At 40.4% G+C, this 18,355-nt stretch carries 15 protein-coding genes; 3 read left to right on the forward strand and 12 right to left on the reverse strand.

Annotation, left to right across the window (positions count from 1 at the left end):
- Position 1: 1 nt before the first annotated feature.
- On the reverse strand, positions 2–946 hold the full coding sequence (locus tag G602_RS0119440; RefSeq protein ID WP_026660480.1) for a flavodoxin family protein: 945 nt from the start codon (positions 944–946) through the stop codon (positions 2–4).
- 179 nt (positions 947–1,125) lie between these two features.
- On the opposite strand from G602_RS0119440, the gene G602_RS0119445 reads away from it, so the two are divergent.
- A complete protein-coding gene (locus G602_RS0119445; protein ID WP_026660481.1) occupies positions 1,126–2,637 on the forward strand; it encodes a PucR family transcriptional regulator in 1,512 nt (503 codons plus the stop codon).
- Between the two features lie 33 nt (positions 2,638–2,670).
- Here G602_RS0119445 and G602_RS0119450 read toward each other — a convergent pair whose 3' ends face one another.
- Positions 2,671–3,573 (reverse strand): hypothetical protein, encoded by a 903-nt coding sequence (locus tag G602_RS0119450; RefSeq protein ID WP_026660482.1) that lies wholly within the window; start codon positions 3,571–3,573, stop codon positions 2,671–2,673.
- A gap of 147 nt (positions 3,574–3,720) precedes the next feature.
- On the opposite strand from G602_RS0119450, the gene G602_RS0119455 reads away from it, so the two are divergent.
- Positions 3,721–4,950 (forward strand): hypothetical protein, encoded by a 1,230-nt coding sequence (locus tag G602_RS0119455; protein ID WP_026660483.1) that lies wholly within the window; start codon positions 3,721–3,723, stop codon positions 4,948–4,950.
- Positions 4,951–4,965: 15 nt separating this feature from the next.
- Here G602_RS0119455 and cls read toward each other — a convergent pair whose 3' ends face one another.
- Positions 4,966–6,510, reverse strand: a complete 1,545-nt coding sequence (cls, locus tag G602_RS0119460) for a cardiolipin synthase (RefSeq protein ID WP_026660484.1) — start codon at positions 6,508–6,510, stop codon at positions 4,966–4,968.
- A 404-nt stretch (positions 6,511–6,914) separates the two neighbouring features.
- On the opposite strand from cls, the gene G602_RS0119470 reads away from it, so the two are divergent.
- A complete protein-coding gene (locus G602_RS0119470; RefSeq protein ID WP_026660486.1) occupies positions 6,915–8,675 on the forward strand; it encodes a Na/Pi cotransporter family protein in 1,761 nt (586 codons plus the stop codon).
- 46 nt (positions 8,676–8,721) lie between these two features.
- Here G602_RS0119470 and G602_RS0119475 read toward each other — a convergent pair whose 3' ends face one another.
- The 9 genes from G602_RS0119475 to G602_RS0119515 all read right to left on the reverse strand — a co-directional run bounded on the left by G602_RS0119475 (position 8,722) and on the right by G602_RS0119515 (position 18,308).
- Entirely contained in the window at positions 8,722–9,141 is a 420-nt protein-coding gene (locus G602_RS0119475; protein ID WP_026660487.1) for a hypothetical protein, read from the reverse strand.
- Positions 9,142–9,164: 23 nt separating this feature from the next.
- A complete protein-coding gene (locus G602_RS27585; protein WP_049945348.1) occupies positions 9,165–9,971 on the reverse strand; it encodes a class B sortase in 807 nt (268 codons plus the stop codon).
- A 66-nt stretch (positions 9,972–10,037) separates the two neighbouring features.
- The gene (locus tag G602_RS0119485) at positions 10,038–11,201 is read right to left on the reverse strand and encodes a pectin acetylesterase-family hydrolase (protein ID WP_026660489.1); all 1,164 of its coding nucleotides are present in this window, start codon (positions 11,199–11,201) and stop codon (positions 10,038–10,040) included.
- A gap of 57 nt (positions 11,202–11,258) precedes the next feature.
- Positions 11,259–11,978: a DUF6320 domain-containing protein gene (locus tag G602_RS0119490; protein WP_026660490.1), complete on the reverse strand. Its 720-nt coding sequence runs from the start codon at positions 11,976–11,978 to the stop codon at positions 11,259–11,261.
- Positions 11,978–13,279, reverse strand: a complete 1,302-nt coding sequence (locus G602_RS0119495) for a hypothetical protein (protein ID WP_026660491.1) — start codon at positions 13,277–13,279, stop codon at positions 11,978–11,980. The genes G602_RS0119490 and G602_RS0119495 overlap by 1 nt, the downstream gene beginning before the upstream one ends.
- A gap of 17 nt (positions 13,280–13,296) precedes the next feature.
- Complete coding sequence (locus G602_RS27590; RefSeq protein ID WP_081676079.1) at positions 13,297–15,981, reverse strand: right-handed parallel beta-helix repeat-containing protein; 2,685 nt, start codon at positions 15,979–15,981, stop codon at positions 13,297–13,299.
- Positions 15,982–16,018: 37 nt separating this feature from the next.
- Positions 16,019–17,170, reverse strand: a complete 1,152-nt coding sequence (locus G602_RS29360) for a GGDEF domain-containing protein (protein WP_049945349.1) — start codon at positions 17,168–17,170, stop codon at positions 16,019–16,021.
- 27 nt (positions 17,171–17,197) lie between these two features.
- On the reverse strand, positions 17,198–17,470 hold the full coding sequence (locus G602_RS0119510) for a hypothetical protein (RefSeq protein ID WP_026660492.1): 273 nt from the start codon (positions 17,468–17,470) through the stop codon (positions 17,198–17,200).
- 139 nt (positions 17,471–17,609) lie between these two features.
- A complete protein-coding gene (locus G602_RS0119515; RefSeq protein ID WP_026660493.1) occupies positions 17,610–18,308 on the reverse strand; it encodes a YggS family pyridoxal phosphate-dependent enzyme in 699 nt (232 codons plus the stop codon).
- Positions 18,309–18,355 lie beyond the last annotated feature (47 nt).

An 18,355-nucleotide genomic window follows, 5' to 3' on the forward strand; every position in this document is an offset into this window, starting at 1 on the left:
TTTAGATACCCTTAAAAGTTTTTTCCTTATATCTGATGATTTTCTTACCAACAATTTCTCTGTTTTCGGGATTTTCGAAGAAGCCGCCCTGTGTACGTCCGATTTCTTCAAGATGTCTTGCTCTTCCCTCAACTGTTGTACGATCCTTTAACAGGCCGTCCTTCTGAATAACAAATTTCCACTTGCCATCCTCAGTCTGCTCAAGATTTCCGCCTGCTCCGCAAACCTGACACTCGATAGGATAGTGAAGGCCATCCCACTGAGGTTCTCCAAGAACAAGTGCGTTTGAATGGCAGTTAGGACACCAGCCCATGTTTTCATCACCAAGCCAGCCTCTCTTCTCAACAGGAGTCTTAACAGCCTTGATAATGTTTTCACCCATCTTGTGAGCTCTCGCTATAAGCTCATCATCAAGAAGACACTGAGCGGGTCCTGGTACTCTGGTTGCAAGAATCATGTCAACAACCTTCATATCTGTTGTGAACATTGTTGCCTGAAGTCCTTCAAGAGCCATGGACTGCCATGCTCTGGTTGATCCGCCTACTGAGATAAGTCCGGCAACTCTGTCTCTGTGTTCAATTGCACCGATTGTCTCAAGGAATGCCGTCTCATAGCTAAGGCTTCTCTGAGCGAATGTCAGATAGTTGGCGGATGGCATCAGATCATATGTAGGAACTGAATAAATAACCGCATCCTGGTTGAGCAGTACGTCCATGATTTTCTTTTTGTCATCCTTATCATCAAGAACGCAGCCAACATTCTTGCCCTGGGACATACCGATTGTGCAGGATGTGCAGCCTGTGCAATCAAGGATGTTGTAGTCCCTTAAGTTAATCATTGTTACCTCAGCTCCTGCCTCCTCACAGGCGATAAGAGCCTCCTTTAACAAAATTTCGCTGTTACTGTTTTTTCTTCCGGCAGTAACCCCCATTACTTTGATACTCATAATGCTTACTTCCTCTTTATCATTTTTTTAATATGTAATACGTTAGTTAATAAATTATCATTCAGAGTTTCTCTTTACATCCAACGGTCATTGAGTAAAAATAGTAAATATCGCGGACCTTTTCCGACAAATGTCGGATGCAACTTAAAATTACGAAAAAATGCGGGAGAACCAGTAAAATGGCTTATATTTCAGACATCATAAATGCCATAGAAAAAAAATATGAGATTATTGTCCATGGAAACGCACCAAAAAGGCATTCAGTTGACGGATTGCGTTTTTTAAATCAAAATGACGTTATCATTGAGCATCTTTCACCCAACATACTCTATCTGGCAAGCTATAAGGATTACGGTAATTCAGATGTCTTTGGGGATGTTCTTTTCATAGGAACCGGTGATAGAGTTCCTTCTTCGGATTCTTTCTATATAAATGAAGAACTCGATATATTAGAACTTTATAATCTTATGGAGGATGTCATCCTTTCTTATCAGAGAATTGATATACAAAAACAAAGTCTTTTCAGCATTCTCCACAACGGCTATGGTATAGAAGCTCTTCTTCAAACCGCCAACAAATATCTTGGTAATCCTGTTGTTGTCTGTGACAGCAGCTATGGTATCCTTGCTTCTTACCCTGACCTTTCGGATAACAAGAACCTGGAAATACGAAATAACCGCCTGTCAGTACGTGCAAAGAATACTGCCGACATGGAACAGAAAAAAATCACCGAGCGAATTTATCACTCGGTGTATCCCTTTGCTGTAAAATTTGATGATTATTCATTTAATTGGATATTTGAAAGCATCAGAATAAAGCATGCTGTCGTGGGATACATCTGTGTAATGTGTAAAGACCGCGATCACACCGAAAGTGATCTTGATCTTATTCATACGCTTGCGCAAATGGTTTCCATCCAGCTTCAGAAGGATGACTCTTACAGGAATCCTCAGGGAATTAAATATGATATGTTTTTAAAGGATCTTTTCGGAAGACATTATGACGAAGAAACCGCCGTCTCTCAGCTATCTCTTCTTGGTATTAAGCCGCAGGATTACTACTATATTGTTGCCTGCAGCTTCACTGCGACTTCAAATCGCCTTATGGCTTATCACAACTATATCCATCAGCTCACGAACATCTTTTCAAACAGTGTTACGGGAGTATTCGGAAATCGTTTTGTGACCCTGGTTTCCACCTCAAAACCGGCTACGCTTGACGAAAAGACAGCAAAGAGATTAGGAACATTTCTGACAATGAACCATATGATCGGAACTATCAGCTATCTCTATGACAGGTTAAGTGAGAGCTCCTCTTATTTTAATCAGTGCCAGGGACTACTCTCCCAAAGAATGTCAGTATTTAACGAATCACCAATTATATATTATAAAGACTACTATTTGAGACATATTCTGGGTGCACTGAATAAACACGCACTTGTAATGGCATCAATTAATCCATCTATAAAATTCATGAAAAAATATGACGAGGAAAATGGAACTAACTATATCAGCACACTTACTACTTATTTTGACAATAACAGAAGCGCACCTGCTACAGCAAATGCGCTTTTCATACATAAATCAACTTTATTTTACAGATTCGATAAGATGAAACAGCTTTTTGGAATACACCTTGATGATAAGGATGAACTGTTTTCTTATGAGTACTCTTTGAAGCTTTTGGAGTAATGTTTTTTAGCTTCCGGAAAATAATATTATTACTTAGTTCCCTGATTCCAGCATTTCCTTCAGGCTCTCTATCAGTTTGTCCTGCTGCTCTTCTGTAAGGATGTCGTTTATATCGATATCCTTACCGGTTCTGTCCTTGTACAGTTCCTCAAAACTTCTGCCCTGATCTTCCGGATTAAAGTCCACATCCCTGGCATGACTTTTAAGCTCTGAATCGTCCGGAAGTGCAGCGTAGGCAATATTATGCTGCATCCATTCATATACCATGTCATCAGCACTACGATAGCTCGACATGTCACGTCCATGTATAGGATGAATATCTATGAGCGCCTGACAGATTATAGTCATGTCTGACATACTATTAATCTTGTAGGAATTATAGATGGTCCAGTTGTCTGTTCTGTATACAGCGCTATAGTTCTCAGAGTTGTATGTGAATGAATAGTTAGTGCCCTGCCCATCAACATCCTGAAGATTTATATCCTCTGCAGAGGTCAGGATTCCAGTTTCTTCAGAGCTTCGGTTTCCAACTGCATCTGATTCAGCAGAGCTATCCTTTTCTTCTGTTCCTGATTCATTAGTCTGCGTACTGATAGCAGAATCTGTCTCTTCATCTATAACGGCATCTGTATCTACAGTATCTTCTGCCTTAATATCTCCTACGCCATCAGCTCCAATAACAGATTTATTCTGTTCTTCTTGTTCTGTTTCGATAACCTGACTTTCATTTTCATTGCCAATAGGTTCGAATAAAGTATCCTCTCCATCTTTGCTGCATCCTGATAATGATATCAGACCAAGCAATGCCGCTGCTGTAATCCCATATTTAATTTTATTTAGTTTTATAATCTTATTTTTCATCATTACTGTAGTATAACATACCCTTTCATATAGAAGAAAAACATAAATTGCAGTCACAAAACACAAAAAGTTCACAAAAATACCTCTAACATCTTATTAACCTATGCCGATATATAAGATAGCAACGGATATTGCCGAATATCAAAGGATGGATTTTCTATTGGTATTCGGATTTTTTTGTCTAAAAGTTTTCACTAATTCTTGATGGAAGGAGGAAAACACATGCTCGAACTCTCAAAGGTTAAGCAGGTTCAGAACATTGGCACTTACAAATATGAAAATAATGGGTCCCCTGCCAAAGCAACAACACAGAGCTTTAAGGCACACTTAGATGACGCCTCAGCTGTAAATAGCACTACTCCCATAAGCAATACGACAGTCAAAGAAAATGCTTCAAATACAGGTTCAACGGTTAATGGAACTAATGCAGCTGCTACTCCGCAAAAAACATCACAGACCGAATACACTGATACTGAGTGGGACGCACAGCGCAAGAAAAATATTGCAATCAGCAAGCTGCAGAAGGCAGACCCTGATATAGCCGCACTTGAAAGGGTTGCTCCCAATGCTTCTGAAAAAGTGAAAAGCGCATGGATAGATGCCTCCAGGGAAACCGGATACAATGGTCTTGGATATAGCAAAGACGCGACAGAAAATACCGCAACAAGACTTTATGCTGAAATGAATACAAGTGCCAAGATGACTGATAACAGCGCTGCCGGAGTTCAGGATATTTTGGGCGGGAATGTAGATTCTGCCATAGATGCAATTGAGGCCGCGAAACAGGATCGCATCAACATGACTAATTCACCCAGATCTTTAAAACGCTCTGACAATGAATTAGAATTTTACGATGCATTTTTAGAAAAATTAAACGGTTTACAGAATGGCACTTACACACCTTCAGAACAAAGTACCTTTGAGAGAATGAACAAGAACAACCTTGAAGTGCTTCCTTCAGAAAGCAGCAATGCTTCTGAAGAAATGGAAATCCCTGCAAGATATTCGGAAAATGCGTTTTTCCATAAAACCACTGGGGTCGATGCTGATGGTAATACCTTTGAGCTTAGCGCAAAATACCCTGCGGATTACGATCCGTCAAATCCCAAGGTTGAAGTCTTTACTAACTATCAAGGCTCAGAAAAGCTCTATGAGGTCAGCATAAATAATGTAAATCCAGATAAAGCATCACAGGCTGAGCTTTACGGTCTTTTCGCATATGTTGAAGATGACAGGAACATTCCACGCAGTATCGATCCGGATTCTTCAGACCTCTACTACAGCGCTCTTGACAGAAAACTCGAAATATTACATCAAAATGTTCAGGATGTAGACAAAAACAACCAGCAGGAGACATATTTTGCTGAAACGGTAAATCCTTTCAAAACAATGGGCAACCTCTCATACTGGGATAGGAAAGAGATATTGGAAAGCGTATACAGCGGAAGTTGAATAACATTACGTTTTTTATAATAATGGAGCCACAACTCGCAGGAAATTATCAATAATCTTATGAATAAATTTCCTGTTTATATCCTCAAGGTGTCTTTCCCTGCACTCTTTCAATGTACTCAGATAATCAGCCTTCAGGGCATCAACAATATCTGCCTTGTAGAAAACAGAGCTACACTCGAAGTGAAGGAAAAGGCTCCTGTAATCAAGATTGACCGTTCCAATTCCTGCTATCTTATCATCTGAAATAAATGCCTTGGCATGAACAAAGCCGGGCGTATATTCATAAATTTTCACACCGGCTTTTAAGAGGTCCTCGTAATAGCTTCTTGAAAGCCGGTAAACTAATTTCTTGTCAGGAATTCCGGGCATAATTATTCTTACATCCAGGCCTCTTCTTGCAGCTCTTATAAACGCATCAAAAAGCGCATCCCCCAGCATAAGGTATGGCGTATAAAACCATACATACTCAGTTGCTGTAGAAAGAATCTCCGTAAACAGAATATTACTGGTGTGCTCATCTCTCATAGGAGAGTCATAATACGGAAGTATATAACCGTTATCCGCATCGTAATCCTCCATATCTGCAACACGCTTTAATGTTTCTTCAGGAATTTTATGCATGGCAAAAGCGTCCCAGAATTCAGCAAACATATAGGTATAGCTTGCCACTGCCCTGCCTGTTACGCGAAAACCGATGTCCTTCCATCTTCCAAACATCTGCTTTTCATTGATGTACTCATCTGCCAGATTAACGCCTCCGCTGTAGGCTATCTCTCCGTCGATGACCATAATTTTCCTATGATCTCTGTTATTGAGCTGAGATTTTATGAGAAAGAATGGATTAAAAGGAATGCATTTGATTCCCTTCCTTGAAAGATCCGAAATGTCCCTAACTGAGTAAGTTGCAATACTTCCAAGGTCATCGTACATAACCCTGACATCAACTCCTGACTGCACTCTCTCTGCAAGTATTTCCGTAAGTGTATCCCAGAATTTACCGGACTGTATTATGAAATACTCAATAAAAATGAAGTGCTTCGCATCCTTCAGATCCTTGCACATATCGGCAAACATATCTTCCCCGAAGGGATAATACTTTGAAGTATCATTTTTCAAAAGAGGAAAGCCTGTTGACTGACTGACAAATGACAAGGTCTGTCCAAGCCTTAAGTCATCCTTCTCAATCTCCTTTATATAACAGGGGATTTCTGTATTGTCACCATCATATAGTTTTCTTAGCACTGATGCTGTATAGTTAAGTCTCACCCTGAGCTTCTTCCCGGTAGTTTTATTTCCCAGGGTAAAATACAGCATGGCACCCAATACAGGTACTGCTACTATTACTATAGCCCAAAGCAGTTTATAGGAGCTCTCATCCCGTCTTGCAATAAGCCTGACAACAAAAAATACTGCAAGCACAGTGAAAATACCATTAACAATATCAGCCAGATGGCCATTGGTAATTCTGTTAAATTGGACAAGTGTCAAATATAGCCATCCAATCTGAATAGCCAGCACCGGAAGAACAATGATGATTCTGCCAAGTATTTTTTTCAAAGTCTTCTCCTTCGTTTTCTAATATGTTTATATCAATTTTATCAACGGAATTTCAATAATTCTACTTTTTGAAAAGTTATTTCTATGATATTCAGAAAAATTTAATATTTAATTTCGTTTTGTTTTGATATGCACCATCTATAATTAATTATGTGACTGTCCCTTTATTACATTAGGAGGTTTACCATGCTTTTTCAAACAGTTGACAAGTTAAAGCGCCAATCCCTGGTGGAGTACCCCTGCAAATCTGTTTTTGGGGATAGGTATAATACTACTATTCACTGCGTTTGTTGGCGTTATGCGTCTTATCTGGCTATGGCCTACATACCGATTCTTGCATTCAATGCGCTAAGCAACCTGGCAATCAAACGCATTATGCCCAAAAGATAGAGGAGACCTTGTCCATGAGTTCAGTAGAAATATTCACCATTATCGCTTCTATGGTAGGTGGTCTTGCATTATTTATGCTGGGAATGGATACCATGAGCAATTCCCTGTCAGCGTTGGCAGGAGGGGCCCTTAACCGATTACTGGGAACCATTACCAAAAACAAATTCTTTGCGTTTTTATTTGGTGCAGTCATAACCGGAATAGTTCAGTCCTCTTCTGCTATTACGGTTCTTTCTGTCGGTCTTGTAAATTCCGGAATCATAGAGCTTTCAAAGGCTGTAGGCCTTATTATTGGTGCAAATCTTGGAACAACCGCTACTGCATGGATATTATCCCTGAATGCTCTGGATGGCGAGGAGCTGTTTCTTACAATTTTAAAACCAAGTTCTTTTTCGCCATTCCTTGCAATATTCAGTATTTTCATTACCATGTTCTCTAAATCCGAAAAAAAGAAAAATGTGGCATCTGTACTTCTTGGTTTTTCGGTAATGATGATTGGTATGAATCTGATGAGTTCAGCGGTCTCTCCTCTCAAGGAACTGCCCGCTATAAAAAATATACTGATAAGCTTTAACAATCCTATCCTTGGATTTTTATTTGCACTATGTTTTGCTCTTATCATTCAAAGCTCAGACGCTGTTATCGGAATCGTGCAGGCCTTTGCCCTGTCCATGACTATTACATATGGCATGGCTCTTCCCCTTATACTGGGTGCACAGGTTGGTACATGTATTACTGCTCTGCTGTCTTCCCTTGAAACATCCAACAATGGAAAAAGAACTGCTCTTTTGAATCTTTACTATAATTTTGTAAAGACACTTCCTGTCCTGATTATTTTTTATTTTTTAAATAAAGCTTCCGCTTTAAGCTTTATAGATAACAGAGTTGGCGGGATAGGTATACCTGTAATGCATTCTATGGTTAATATCATAGCCATTGTAATATGGCTTCCTTTGTCGGATGTATTGGTAACACTGGTCAATCTGTCCATTCCTTTAAGTGCGGCAGAAAAGGAAGAACAGGCCAACAGACTGACCATGCTTGATGATAATCTTCTGGGTAATCCTGAGGTTGCGATTGATCAGACAGACAAAGCTGTAATTATTCTATCGGAAACAGTTGAGGATACATATCTGTCTATAATAGACATTTATAAAAATCCTGATGTTAAAGAGAAAATACCGATGCTTATTGAAAGGATCTTCAGATTCCGCGATCAGATTGATTCCTATCTCACAGAACTATCAATGAAAGAATTGGGTAGTACAGAAAGAGCTCATCTGAATCTGCTTAATTCTGCCAATATTGCATTCGGAAGAATGGGAAAGGTTGCTAAGCGGTTATTCGATTTATCTGACACAATCGCTTCATCTTCATATAGACTCACAGGTGAGGATCTCAAACAGAATCATATACTTGCGGGATCAATATACGAAATCATGCAGTTGACAATCAGTGATTTCAAAACAAGATCAAATGCTGTTTCACAATCAATAAGATATTACCGGGAAGAAATCATGGAACTTAGCAACATAGTAAAACGAAATTACATAAAGAGAATCCATGACGAAGACCTGGACCGAAGCAACAGCACACTTTATACGGATGTGTGCAATATCGAAGAGCGGCTTATTGATTACTGTGACATGATTGCCGAGGCTCTTATCAGGTACAGCAAAGAAACAAATCAGTATAATGCTTCGGTAAACGGAAATGATAAAAAAATACGTGCACAGGTACATGAAGCCTTCAAGGATAAGTTCGAAGCTTTATAAAACAAAAAGCCTCGCAGTTTCATTTTTTTAAACTGCGAGGTTTTAATTAATGGCTCTTCTTTCGGCCATTCTTTTCAAAATGCCCTCCCCATACAAGAGCTGTCAGGAATACTGAAAAGCTGGCAAGCATGGCAACAAAGGTTAGTATTATACGATCGTCATCACCTGTTTGGGGAAGATCCGTCGTAGTTGTCGTTGCGGGAGTTGTTGACACCGGCGTTACAGTTGTCTCAGAGGATGCTGTAATTGCTGCACTGGGAGTAGTTGTTGTTGCCGCAGTTGTGGATGCTTCTGCGCTACCTTCATTATTGTTGCCCGAGCCACCGGAAGGCTCTTCCTGTAAAAGTCCGGCATCATAATTATCCTTAATATCTACGGTAACAGCCTCTGCCCTTATTACTGAAAGCGGGGATGTCATCAGCGTACAACACATAGGTATAACTACAAGCATTTTTTTCATCTTCATACGTATCGCCCTGCCTTTCGAAATTATCCGACCCTCTTGGCAACTACCAGCAATCTTCCGTTTTTCATTGTGTAGTCACAGGTTGAAAGTGTCAGCAGCTGATCACCATAAGTCGCGGTGGCTGCTATCTGGTGCATAGATCTGGCCTTTAAATTAGCCACATAGGAATCAAAGGTTTCCTTGTCATTTAAATTAATATAGTTAGCATAATTAAATCCGTTTTTCTCACCGTTTGCGGTGGTATCAACCACAGCTATTACCTCATAAAACCTCTGCTCATTTGGAGTATCAAGCTCAACAGCCTGATGCTTCCTCATGTATGCATCATCCTTGTAATACTTAAGAGTTCCGAAAAGAGCGCCTGATCTCATATTATGTCCATGTATCAAAAGATGATTATCTGATAAGTCATAGTTACATCTCTTATCTAAAACAAGGAGTCCGTTTCTGTCTTCATTACCGAAAAAATCATGCTGTAAATAATAATCATTGTCGTCATCCCTATACATGATAGGATAGTTAATCTCAGAACCATTGATACGGAGCCATCCCGTAAGATCCTTGTTCTTTTTATAAAGATATTCTATTTTGAGGGAAACAAGATTTGTATTTTGCTCTTCCGGAGATTCTTTTTTCGCATCCATGACAGCCCTGGAATTAGAAACAGAGACAGCCGCCATAGCCTGTACTTTTTTCATATTGGAACTGCTAACCTGTTCCTGATAAATCTCGACAGCAAAAATACCTGTCACCACCAAAAAGGTAATGCAGGATAACGTAAGGATAGTATTTCTTATTGTTTTTTTGATATTCCCCCTACGCCTTCGCATAAGCAAAAATCCCCATACCAGTTTTATTATTTACAAGTATTATTTCGGCATATAGGAGAAAAAAGTTTAGTCTAAAAGTAAATCCATTCCAACATCATATACGTTTCCGTTTACTGCGTCACTAAGCCATCTGGCCATGGTGACATCCCCCTGTGAAAAACGTGTAAAATACGGCTCTCTCACAGCGGTATGCACTGTTCCTCCCTTTGTTACGATTGGAACAACCCAATTATTGATAAACATGCCAAAGCCGGGAGTAAGCTCTTTTAATTCGTGAACCATCTCCTTTAGTTGCTCATAAAAAGTATCCTGAACATCCGCATCGGTTTTGTAAGTCTTATTGATAAAATTATTGTAATAAGCTGAAAGCACATAATCTCTTGTGGAACTGGAATATAGATATCTGAGCTTATCACCGTATTTCGCAAACAGATTCCTGTACCAGCAAAGAGTAATGTTATCTGTTTTTATCGGATCGCATATGGACTCAGGTGCCTTCCATACGTTCCTCGCAATATGCTCCCATTTTGAATACAAAAGAAGCGCGCTATCCGATAAAAGTGTTACATCCTCCGCATCAGGGTACCATTTACTTAAAATATCATCCGTCAATGCCGGGACAGCGAATGCTCCGGCACTATTGCCGGCTATAAGTATTTTTTCCGGATTGGCAAAAAGTTTTCCTGAAATCTCCATCGCTTCAAGAAAATTATGATAACCATGGAAATGAAGGACATGCTGTTCCTTGTCCTCGCCCTCGTAAGGAAACTCATTATTCCCTACATGGAAATCACCCGTAGCATAGGGAATATCAATTATGCTCCAGTCTCTAAAGGGATTATCAGCATCCTTAAGATTCATTATCCCAATATCAATGTTTATGATCTGGGTTAACGGACGAACATTATTAAAATAATAATTGGGAAGATCGGCAGCCACTTTACCACCGGTAATAGGCCTGGCTGCAGTATACTCATTGTATGCTACGCCACCGCCGGAAAAGAAAATACATAGTTTTTTTGGATCGGCAATTTTCACATAGATATGATACCCTGATCCATCACCTGATATTCCTTTTGGAATTATGACCCTGTACCACTTTTTATCTTCGGGATCATCAGGAAGCTCCGGTGCCAAAAGGTCACGTTCTACCATCTGCTTATCTATTTTGTTTTCAACAAAATCCCCTAATTGCTGCAGTCGAAGGTTGCGTTTTTCCTTATAATTCATACTGTTTCCCCCATTGGCATCGACATCGCTTCTCCCCGGAGTAATAATGCATTTTTATCAGACATTAAACATACGAGACGTGGCACTTCTGAGTTCTCTGAATCTGAATAATAATGTAGCAATAAGTGTTATGGCGAAAGCTGCCATTACAAATACCGCTGCATAGGGAACGGAATTTTCACCATTCCATATAAAGATTATCTGCGAAAATGCCATAACCGCATCCATAACAATATAGATTATGTATTCCTCAAATCTGAGCTTCATTACCTGTGCAACAATCCAGCTTAAAATCGTATGTCCAACCAGGCTAAAGGGTATCATCCAGGACACACTCCAGCCGTAAAAGCCGGTTTTCTTATCGACGTAGTAATTTATGATAATTGCCACGATAACTTCTATGGTCAATACTTTCAAAATGTTGTAGCGATATCTCATAATTGCGAGAATATCAAGCCACAGCACAACACTTCCAAGAATAAAAACCGGAACCCAGGTCACTGAATCTCCAAACAGGTATTTTATCGCTGCACCCATTACTATGATTATTCCAAGCAGAAATGTACATATTTTCACAAAGGTCACACCGCTGATTCTCCGCTCCGGAAGTGTTGGATAAGGTGCTTCACTTTCTTCGGAAAAATCATTGATGTCGTACATTTTCTTATCAAGACCGGTTCGAAGAACATCCTTTTTGCCAAGGACTTTTCCTTCACACAAAGGACAGCAGGTTTTATCTCCCCTTATTACAATTTTACATTTTGGGCAGTATTGCATTACTTACTCTCCTTTGCTTTCTTATCGTGAACAGGCACATCAAAGTCATTGGTACTAAGCTCAACTCCCAGTCCCTCGGCAGTAAGCCTTCTGCAAAGATTAAGCATTGTAGGATGCGAAGTAAAGGCTGAGCATTCTCCAAATACCATCCTATCGCCGAAGCTGCATATGGTTATCTGCTCCTTAGCCGCCGTCATGAAAGCTGAAAATCTGTCGATGAACGGTGTTACCTCTGTTGGCATTTTAATCAGTCCCATATTGGAAATAGAGGTCGTAACACCTTTTTTTGCAGCCGCATCAAATCGTCCTATGGCATAGTCCTTGATGAATAAGGGAACAACCTTGATTGCAATATTGTGCTCAAGGGCTGCATATGAATTCATGGTTTCATTGACTCTTGTAGGTTCGAGCTGCTGCTTAAATGCATCATCAACCTCTTCTATTATGCTCACCATCGTACCATCATAATCGAAGGGATCAAATTTAATGCTGATAACTCCAAAAAAGTTTCTGGCAGTAAAGGACTTGTAGTACTGTCTTAAGTTTACAGGCACACTCACCACTATCGGCTTTTTCATCTGAGCAGTGGACATTGTATCAATAATTGCTCCTATGTAAATCGATGTGCTCAGAATTCCTACTGTAGTACCGAATTTTAATGCCAGCTCCTTAAAAGCATTGGCTGATACACAGGCCTCAACTATATGTGATTCGTTATTGCTGTCAACTTCCCCGTGGAGCTGATAAGCATTGTTTCTTGCAAGAGTCCTTAACTGTTTTAAGCCTTTTTGTTTTCTGTAAAAATGTGTAAAAGAGTCAAGATTCTTCTCTGCTACAGACGCAGTTTCTGCTGCAAAGAATTCATTATCCACATGAAAATCATGAGCGATTTCCAGATATCTGGTTATCATTCTCCTAAAAAACATGAGGGCGCCGGTTCCGTCTGCCAGCACATGAAACATTTCAATACTTATTCTTCTTTTATAATAAAAAACTCTGTATAAAAGGTTCTTTTTTCCCGGAAGATAAAGAGGGCTGCAAGCAGGAAGATGCTCCTCCTCCACTGTACAGTTAAGATTGCTGTCCTCAAGGTAATACCAGAAAAGGCCTCTCCTTAAGACACAGTTAAAGAAAGGGTATTCGACGATAGACTCGTCAAGTGCCCTTTGTAAAATTACGGGATCAATCTCCTCCAATAGTTCGCAGGAAATACGAAAAACTCTCGTATTTGCTCCACGAACCGTTGAAGGTATGATTTTTGCTGCATTATCGAGTTTGTACCAATTTGTACGTCTTTCCATTATATTTCTTTATATCGTCACAGATTCTCTACAGTCTCTGCAACAGGCTCAATAGGAGATGTCTTTACTCTGTAAATTACATCCTCAAGTGAGATAAATTTTTTCTCCTGTATAAATTTCAAATATTTAGGTGTAAGTCTCATTGTGATTCGAGGCTCCAGCGCTTTATTTACTCTTGCGCTTATGGTCTTGCAGGCATCCGCAGGATCATGTGTCATACTCTTACTGAGTACGCATAAAAGTGTTCCCACCGTCTGCACCAGTCCGCTCATATTGGGATCCTGACTTACATCAACGGATTGAAGTGAATTCACACTCCATCTTTTCCTCTCAGAGTATATACCATATTCGCAGTCAACCTCAACAAGCTTCTGGGTTTTCAGATCCCGAAGCCACGCTGTATTACCTCTTACGAAAATGTCCTGCACCTGGAAAAGTGTTCCGTTGTAGGGGAAGGTCACGCTCTCACAGCCGGTCATTGTAATATCCGCCTGAACTCTTGTGATCTCATCCTCCTTCTCGGATGCTTCCCAGCTGCCCTCTCCCTCAGGGCCGCTCTCATAATTTCCCCATGGCTCCGTCTCGGGCTCTGCCTCGGAAAACTCTCTCTGTGAAATTCTTTTTCTCGCTTTGCCCTCAAGACGTTCCTTAGCATGATGATAAATAGCTCTTCCACTCATTGTAGGCATAGCCACAGTAAAACGGTCTCCTGCTCCCTCTTCAAAAGGTCCGCATAGAGGATGAATACTTCTTTTTCTTCCGAAATAGTCAGTATCCATTAAAAGTTCGGTACCATCTCTGTTCTCAAAGCGCTGCTCCGGTTCGAAGGCTTCTCCTAGAACTTTCGAGGATATCATCCTTGTCATACTGCGGGGCAGATATTCATATAAATTTGTATGAAGTCTGAAATTGCCCTCTTCCTCGGATACCATAATCTTAACGGTATGGTTTTTCTCTATATACGCACCATATTCCGAATCACAGGGCTGTGCGCCGTTGAAATACGCATTACCGCCCGTATAAACAGGAAGATGGTCATAATATCTGTCATTGGGTCTATCCTCCCACTTAACTGTCGGATCCGGCGGTAATGTTGCAAAGTACTGCTCCCTTGTGGGATAACCATCATAGGGCTTGGTTCCGCAAATAAAGTTATACAGTGACAGAGACTCCTGTCCTTCTTTATGGGCATAGTCTCGCAGATCCTGCCTAATCTCCTTTTGCACGAAAATATTGTTATAGAAACGTGCATCTCCATGTAGGATAGTCATAAATCCGGCTATCTTAGTGGAATGAGGTACATGATACGGCGTATATCTGCAGCTCTGGAACTTTTTACCACCATTGTCTGTTCCCTGACCAACATATGAAAATGATCCATTTATCAGATTATGCACAAGTGCAATTCCCTGTGTACTAAGTCTGCAGGAAATATCCGATAACAAAAGATTGTGATCGATGATGGTAGGCCCATGAGATACCTCGACAAAAATGTCTTCACCAAGTGCAAGACCATCAGCAATCTCGCATCCTTCAGGCGTTGTATTATCATGGAAGAAGTTTTGTGTCACTCTTGTTCCCTGCGCCTGCCAGTCAAGCCATAAACCTCTTGTGCAGTGATGAATGTGGTTTCTCCGTATCACAACATCAATGGCGGCATGAAGCTTAATTCCTCCAATCTCCGCACCTTCAAGATTATGCTTATTATTTATCCTGTAGATATGATTGTCTTCGATTGTACTAAAAACAGCACCCATATGTCCGACAATACCTGTCTGTCCGCAGTCATGGATTTCACACCTTCTGACAATGTGAGAACCGATTGTTTCCTTATCCCATCCATCATTGACCGCCTGACAGACAGCATCTCTCTCAGTCTGTGTCCCGTCCTTAATATATGTTCCTGTCCACTTGTTATTATTTCTGCTCTGGTAATATTTTCCCAAAGAAATTCCAGCACATTTTGATTCGGAAATCTCACAATCCTCTATGATCCATCCCTTTGCCCAATGGGGTCCTATAAGACCATCCTGATATGCAGTGGGAGGCGCCCACTGTGTAGCAGCCTGCCTGAGCGCAAAGCCTGATACAGTGATATAGTTAATCCCATTTTCAAGAGGCATGAAGCAATTTCTGCGAACACTGATTTCAACATCTTCCTCATTGGGATCTTTTCCATGGAAATTGGCAAAAATGACGGTATCGTTGTTTTCCTGCGCTGAATACCATGTATATACGCTGAATTCCTGATCCCAGGAAGCACGTCTTATAACAGGATCGCATACAGCATCAAGCGAATCCACTTCATACATGGATTTGCCATTTAAGAAAACATCACCGGTATGATTTATTGTTTTTCCCCAGTACCAGTCACCTTCCACAGGTGTTGTAAAGGGATTATAATCTCCGAAAATATCATTAGGAACGTTGACCTTCCAGACATCGCCTTTAAAAGGCTCCCATTCCTTGATTCTCTCCGCTCCGGTGATTACAGCGCCCTGCGGCTCTGCACTACAGTAAACAATTGGAGCGTCCTTTGTTCCACCATTTGCGGGATGAACAAATTCTCTGTAAATTCCCGGAGCTACAATTACAATGTCTCCGGGCTGCGCAATGTCAGCAGCTTCCTGAATAAAGCGGAATGGATGGTTTCTCGTTCCGTCGCCACTTCGAACTACGCTCTGCGAAACATAAATCTGCATGGCAATACCCCCATTAAAAAAATTTTTTTATAAGAAATTAGTCATTTCTGGCATGCTTCATATGGTATAAGTCAGTATCTGCTCTTGCTATCAGTGAAGGAATCGGAACAGGTGATGAATAATCATACTCCGCAATTCCGACACAAACAGAAAGATCATAGGGTGCTCCGGCCTTCTCATTAAGTATTCTTACACTTGAACGTATCTTATCTGACAGCCAGTTTACTTCACCTTTATATTCAGTCTCAGCTATAATTATAAACTCATCTCCACCGAATCTGGACACAAAGAAACGATTTCTGTGTGCCTGACATGCTTCCTTCATTGCTGTTGCTACACGAACCAGCGCCTTGTCCCCCTCAACATGACCATAGGTATCATTTATATCTTTGAAATGATCAACATCTATTATCATGAGATACAACGAAAGTCCCGGCGTGGGAGATTTCATCTTTTTCATAAGATATCTCTGCATCTGATGACGATTATTAACCTGAGTAAGCGAATCCATGGAAACCAGATTCTCAATAGAAGTAAGATAAATCAGCAGAACCGCAATTGTAGCTCCGTAACACATTATAGGAGTTGTCAGGAATATCACTTGTAATATTCCGCAAACAACAGGGAGTATGGGGAAAATACCTATAACATAATAAAGACTGTTATCAAGATAGCGCTCCTGAGTATAAGCCCTGTAGAATCCCTTAATTGATGAATAGAACATATATCCCCCGGGAATAAGAAGCAGCACTGCATACAGTGGTCCATACTGAAGAACACCATTTTCATCAAAATGAAAAACTATCCCATTAAAGGAGCCGAATATTATCAATATTATTCCCACAAACATGGGAATAGAGCAGCGAATCATGCCGCCTTTCGAAACAATTTTTTTATTTTGCTGAAGCAACTCGCAGTATATAAACCAGCAAAAACCACAGCCCACAATAAAACCATAAGGAATTATTGTGGCAATGTACATACCGGTCTCAGTAGCTGGCAATATTTTGCCCTCAAACAGTACCCATACTGCATCAGACAAAAAATAACCCATCATAAGCCAAATCATTTGTCTTATTACGATAGTTGAAATCTGGCGATCAATGCCCTGATTAATTTTTACAAGAACAAGCCCCAAAATAAGAATGCAGGCTATATTAGCCTCTGCATAGTAAAAAACTTCAGTCAACTTGAAGCCCCCTAACAAAATTATTTCTTAAGCACCGTTTGCTACCGCTTTCAGTGCCTCAAACTCCGATTCAAATACACCACCCATCTTCTCTAGCTCATCCCAGGTATACCAAGATCCCGAAAGCTGAATACCATTGATTGAAACATCAGTCACCACAACCATAAACGGCTTATGATTAATTACAATATAAGCTGTCCTGTTCATGCCAAGTGGTGCAACAAAGGCATGACCGGTATCTATCAGATAATTTATCTGATCCAGTGTGAGATTTTTGGTTAGCGGCATTGTTCTCAGCATCAGACTGCTCCGAAGATATATTTGACCTTAAAAATGAATATAAAGCCCTATATTTATTCTAAGGTTGAAAAGCTATATTATCAATTAAATGAATATGAAAAATTAGTAAACTCGTTATCATATTTTTAACAGTAATATATCACTTTTTTGAATAATCTCTCTCACCGAATATACCGGTACCGACTCTGACAAAGGTTGCTCCCTCTTCGATTGCAATTTCATAATCCCCTGTCATTCCCATAGAGAGCGTATCAAGCTGTGTACCTTCTATGTTTTCTTTTTTTAGCGACTCCATAAGCTCACGCAGGCCCTTAAAATATACTCTGTTGGATTCCGGATCATCTGTGTAGGGTGCAATTGTCATAAGTCCTCGAACACGTACATGTGGAAGCTTAGCTATGGTTCTTACAAAGTCGGGAGTTTCTTCCGGAGTAAGACCAAACTTTGTATCTTCAGCTGCCATGTTGACCTCGCAGAGAACATCCATCACCAAATCGTTTTTTGCTGCCTGCTTCTCTATTTCTTCTGCAAGGCTAAGCTTATCAACCGAGTGAATCATATCAACTTTTCCCGGAAGATATTTCACCTTATTTGTCTGAAGATGACCAATCATATGCCAATGAAGAGGTTCCTTGATCTCCTCAGTCTTATCTCTTATCTCCTGAACCTTATTTTCACCGAAAACCGTAATTCCGCATTCCATAGCCTGTCTTATATCGGAAACAGGCTTGGTCTTACTGACAGCGATAAGTGTTACTTCGCTTCTGTCACGACCTGCTCTGTCGCAGGCTGCCTGGATATGTTTTTCTACTTCCTGCAGATTTTCTTTGATAGACATTTTTTCTCCCTTCTCCCCTCATCCGTCGCTTCGCGCCACCTTCCCCC

Origin of the sequence: Butyrivibrio sp. AC2005, from assembly GCF_000424145.1 — a bacterium.
Classification (GTDB): domain Bacteria; phylum Bacillota; class Clostridia; order Lachnospirales; family Lachnospiraceae; genus Butyrivibrio.

Excerpts from the sequence above, each read along its gene's own strand:
- G602_RS0119440 (WP_026660480.1), bottom strand. The coding sequence starts at position 946 with ATGAGTATCAAAGTAATGGGGGTTACTGCCGGAAGAAAAAACAGTAAC.
- G602_RS0119445 (WP_026660481.1), top strand. The coding sequence starts at position 1,126 with ATGGCTTATATTTCAGACATCATAAATGCCATAGAAAAAAAATATGAG.
- G602_RS0119455 (WP_026660483.1), top strand. The coding sequence starts at position 3,721 with ATGCTCGAACTCTCAAAGGTTAAGCAGGTTCAGAACATTGGCACTTAC.
- G602_RS0119470 (WP_026660486.1), top strand. The coding sequence starts at position 6,915 with ATGAGTTCAGTAGAAATATTCACCATTATCGCTTCTATGGTAGGTGGT.
- G602_RS0119475 (WP_026660487.1), bottom strand. The coding sequence starts at position 9,141 with ATGAAGATGAAAAAAATGCTTGTAGTTATACCTATGTGTTGTACGCTG.
- G602_RS27585 (WP_049945348.1), bottom strand. The coding sequence starts at position 9,971 with ATGCGAAGGCGTAGGGGGAATATCAAAAAAACAATAAGAAATACTATC.
- G602_RS0119485 (WP_026660489.1), bottom strand. The coding sequence starts at position 11,201 with ATGAATTATAAGGAAAAACGCAACCTTCGACTGCAGCAATTAGGGGAT.
- G602_RS0119490 (WP_026660490.1), bottom strand. The coding sequence starts at position 11,978 with ATGCAATACTGCCCAAAATGTAAAATTGTAATAAGGGGAGATAAAACC.
- G602_RS0119495 (WP_026660491.1), bottom strand. The coding sequence starts at position 13,279 with ATGGAAAGACGTACAAATTGGTACAAACTCGATAATGCAGCAAAAATC.
- G602_RS27590 (WP_081676079.1), bottom strand. The coding sequence starts at position 15,981 with ATGCAGATTTATGTTTCGCAGAGCGTAGTTCGAAGTGGCGACGGAACG.
- G602_RS0119510 (WP_026660492.1), bottom strand. The coding sequence starts at position 17,470 with ATGCTGAGAACAATGCCGCTAACCAAAAATCTCACACTGGATCAGATA.
- G602_RS0119515 (WP_026660493.1), bottom strand. The coding sequence starts at position 18,308 with ATGTCTATCAAAGAAAATCTGCAGGAAGTAGAAAAACATATCCAGGCA.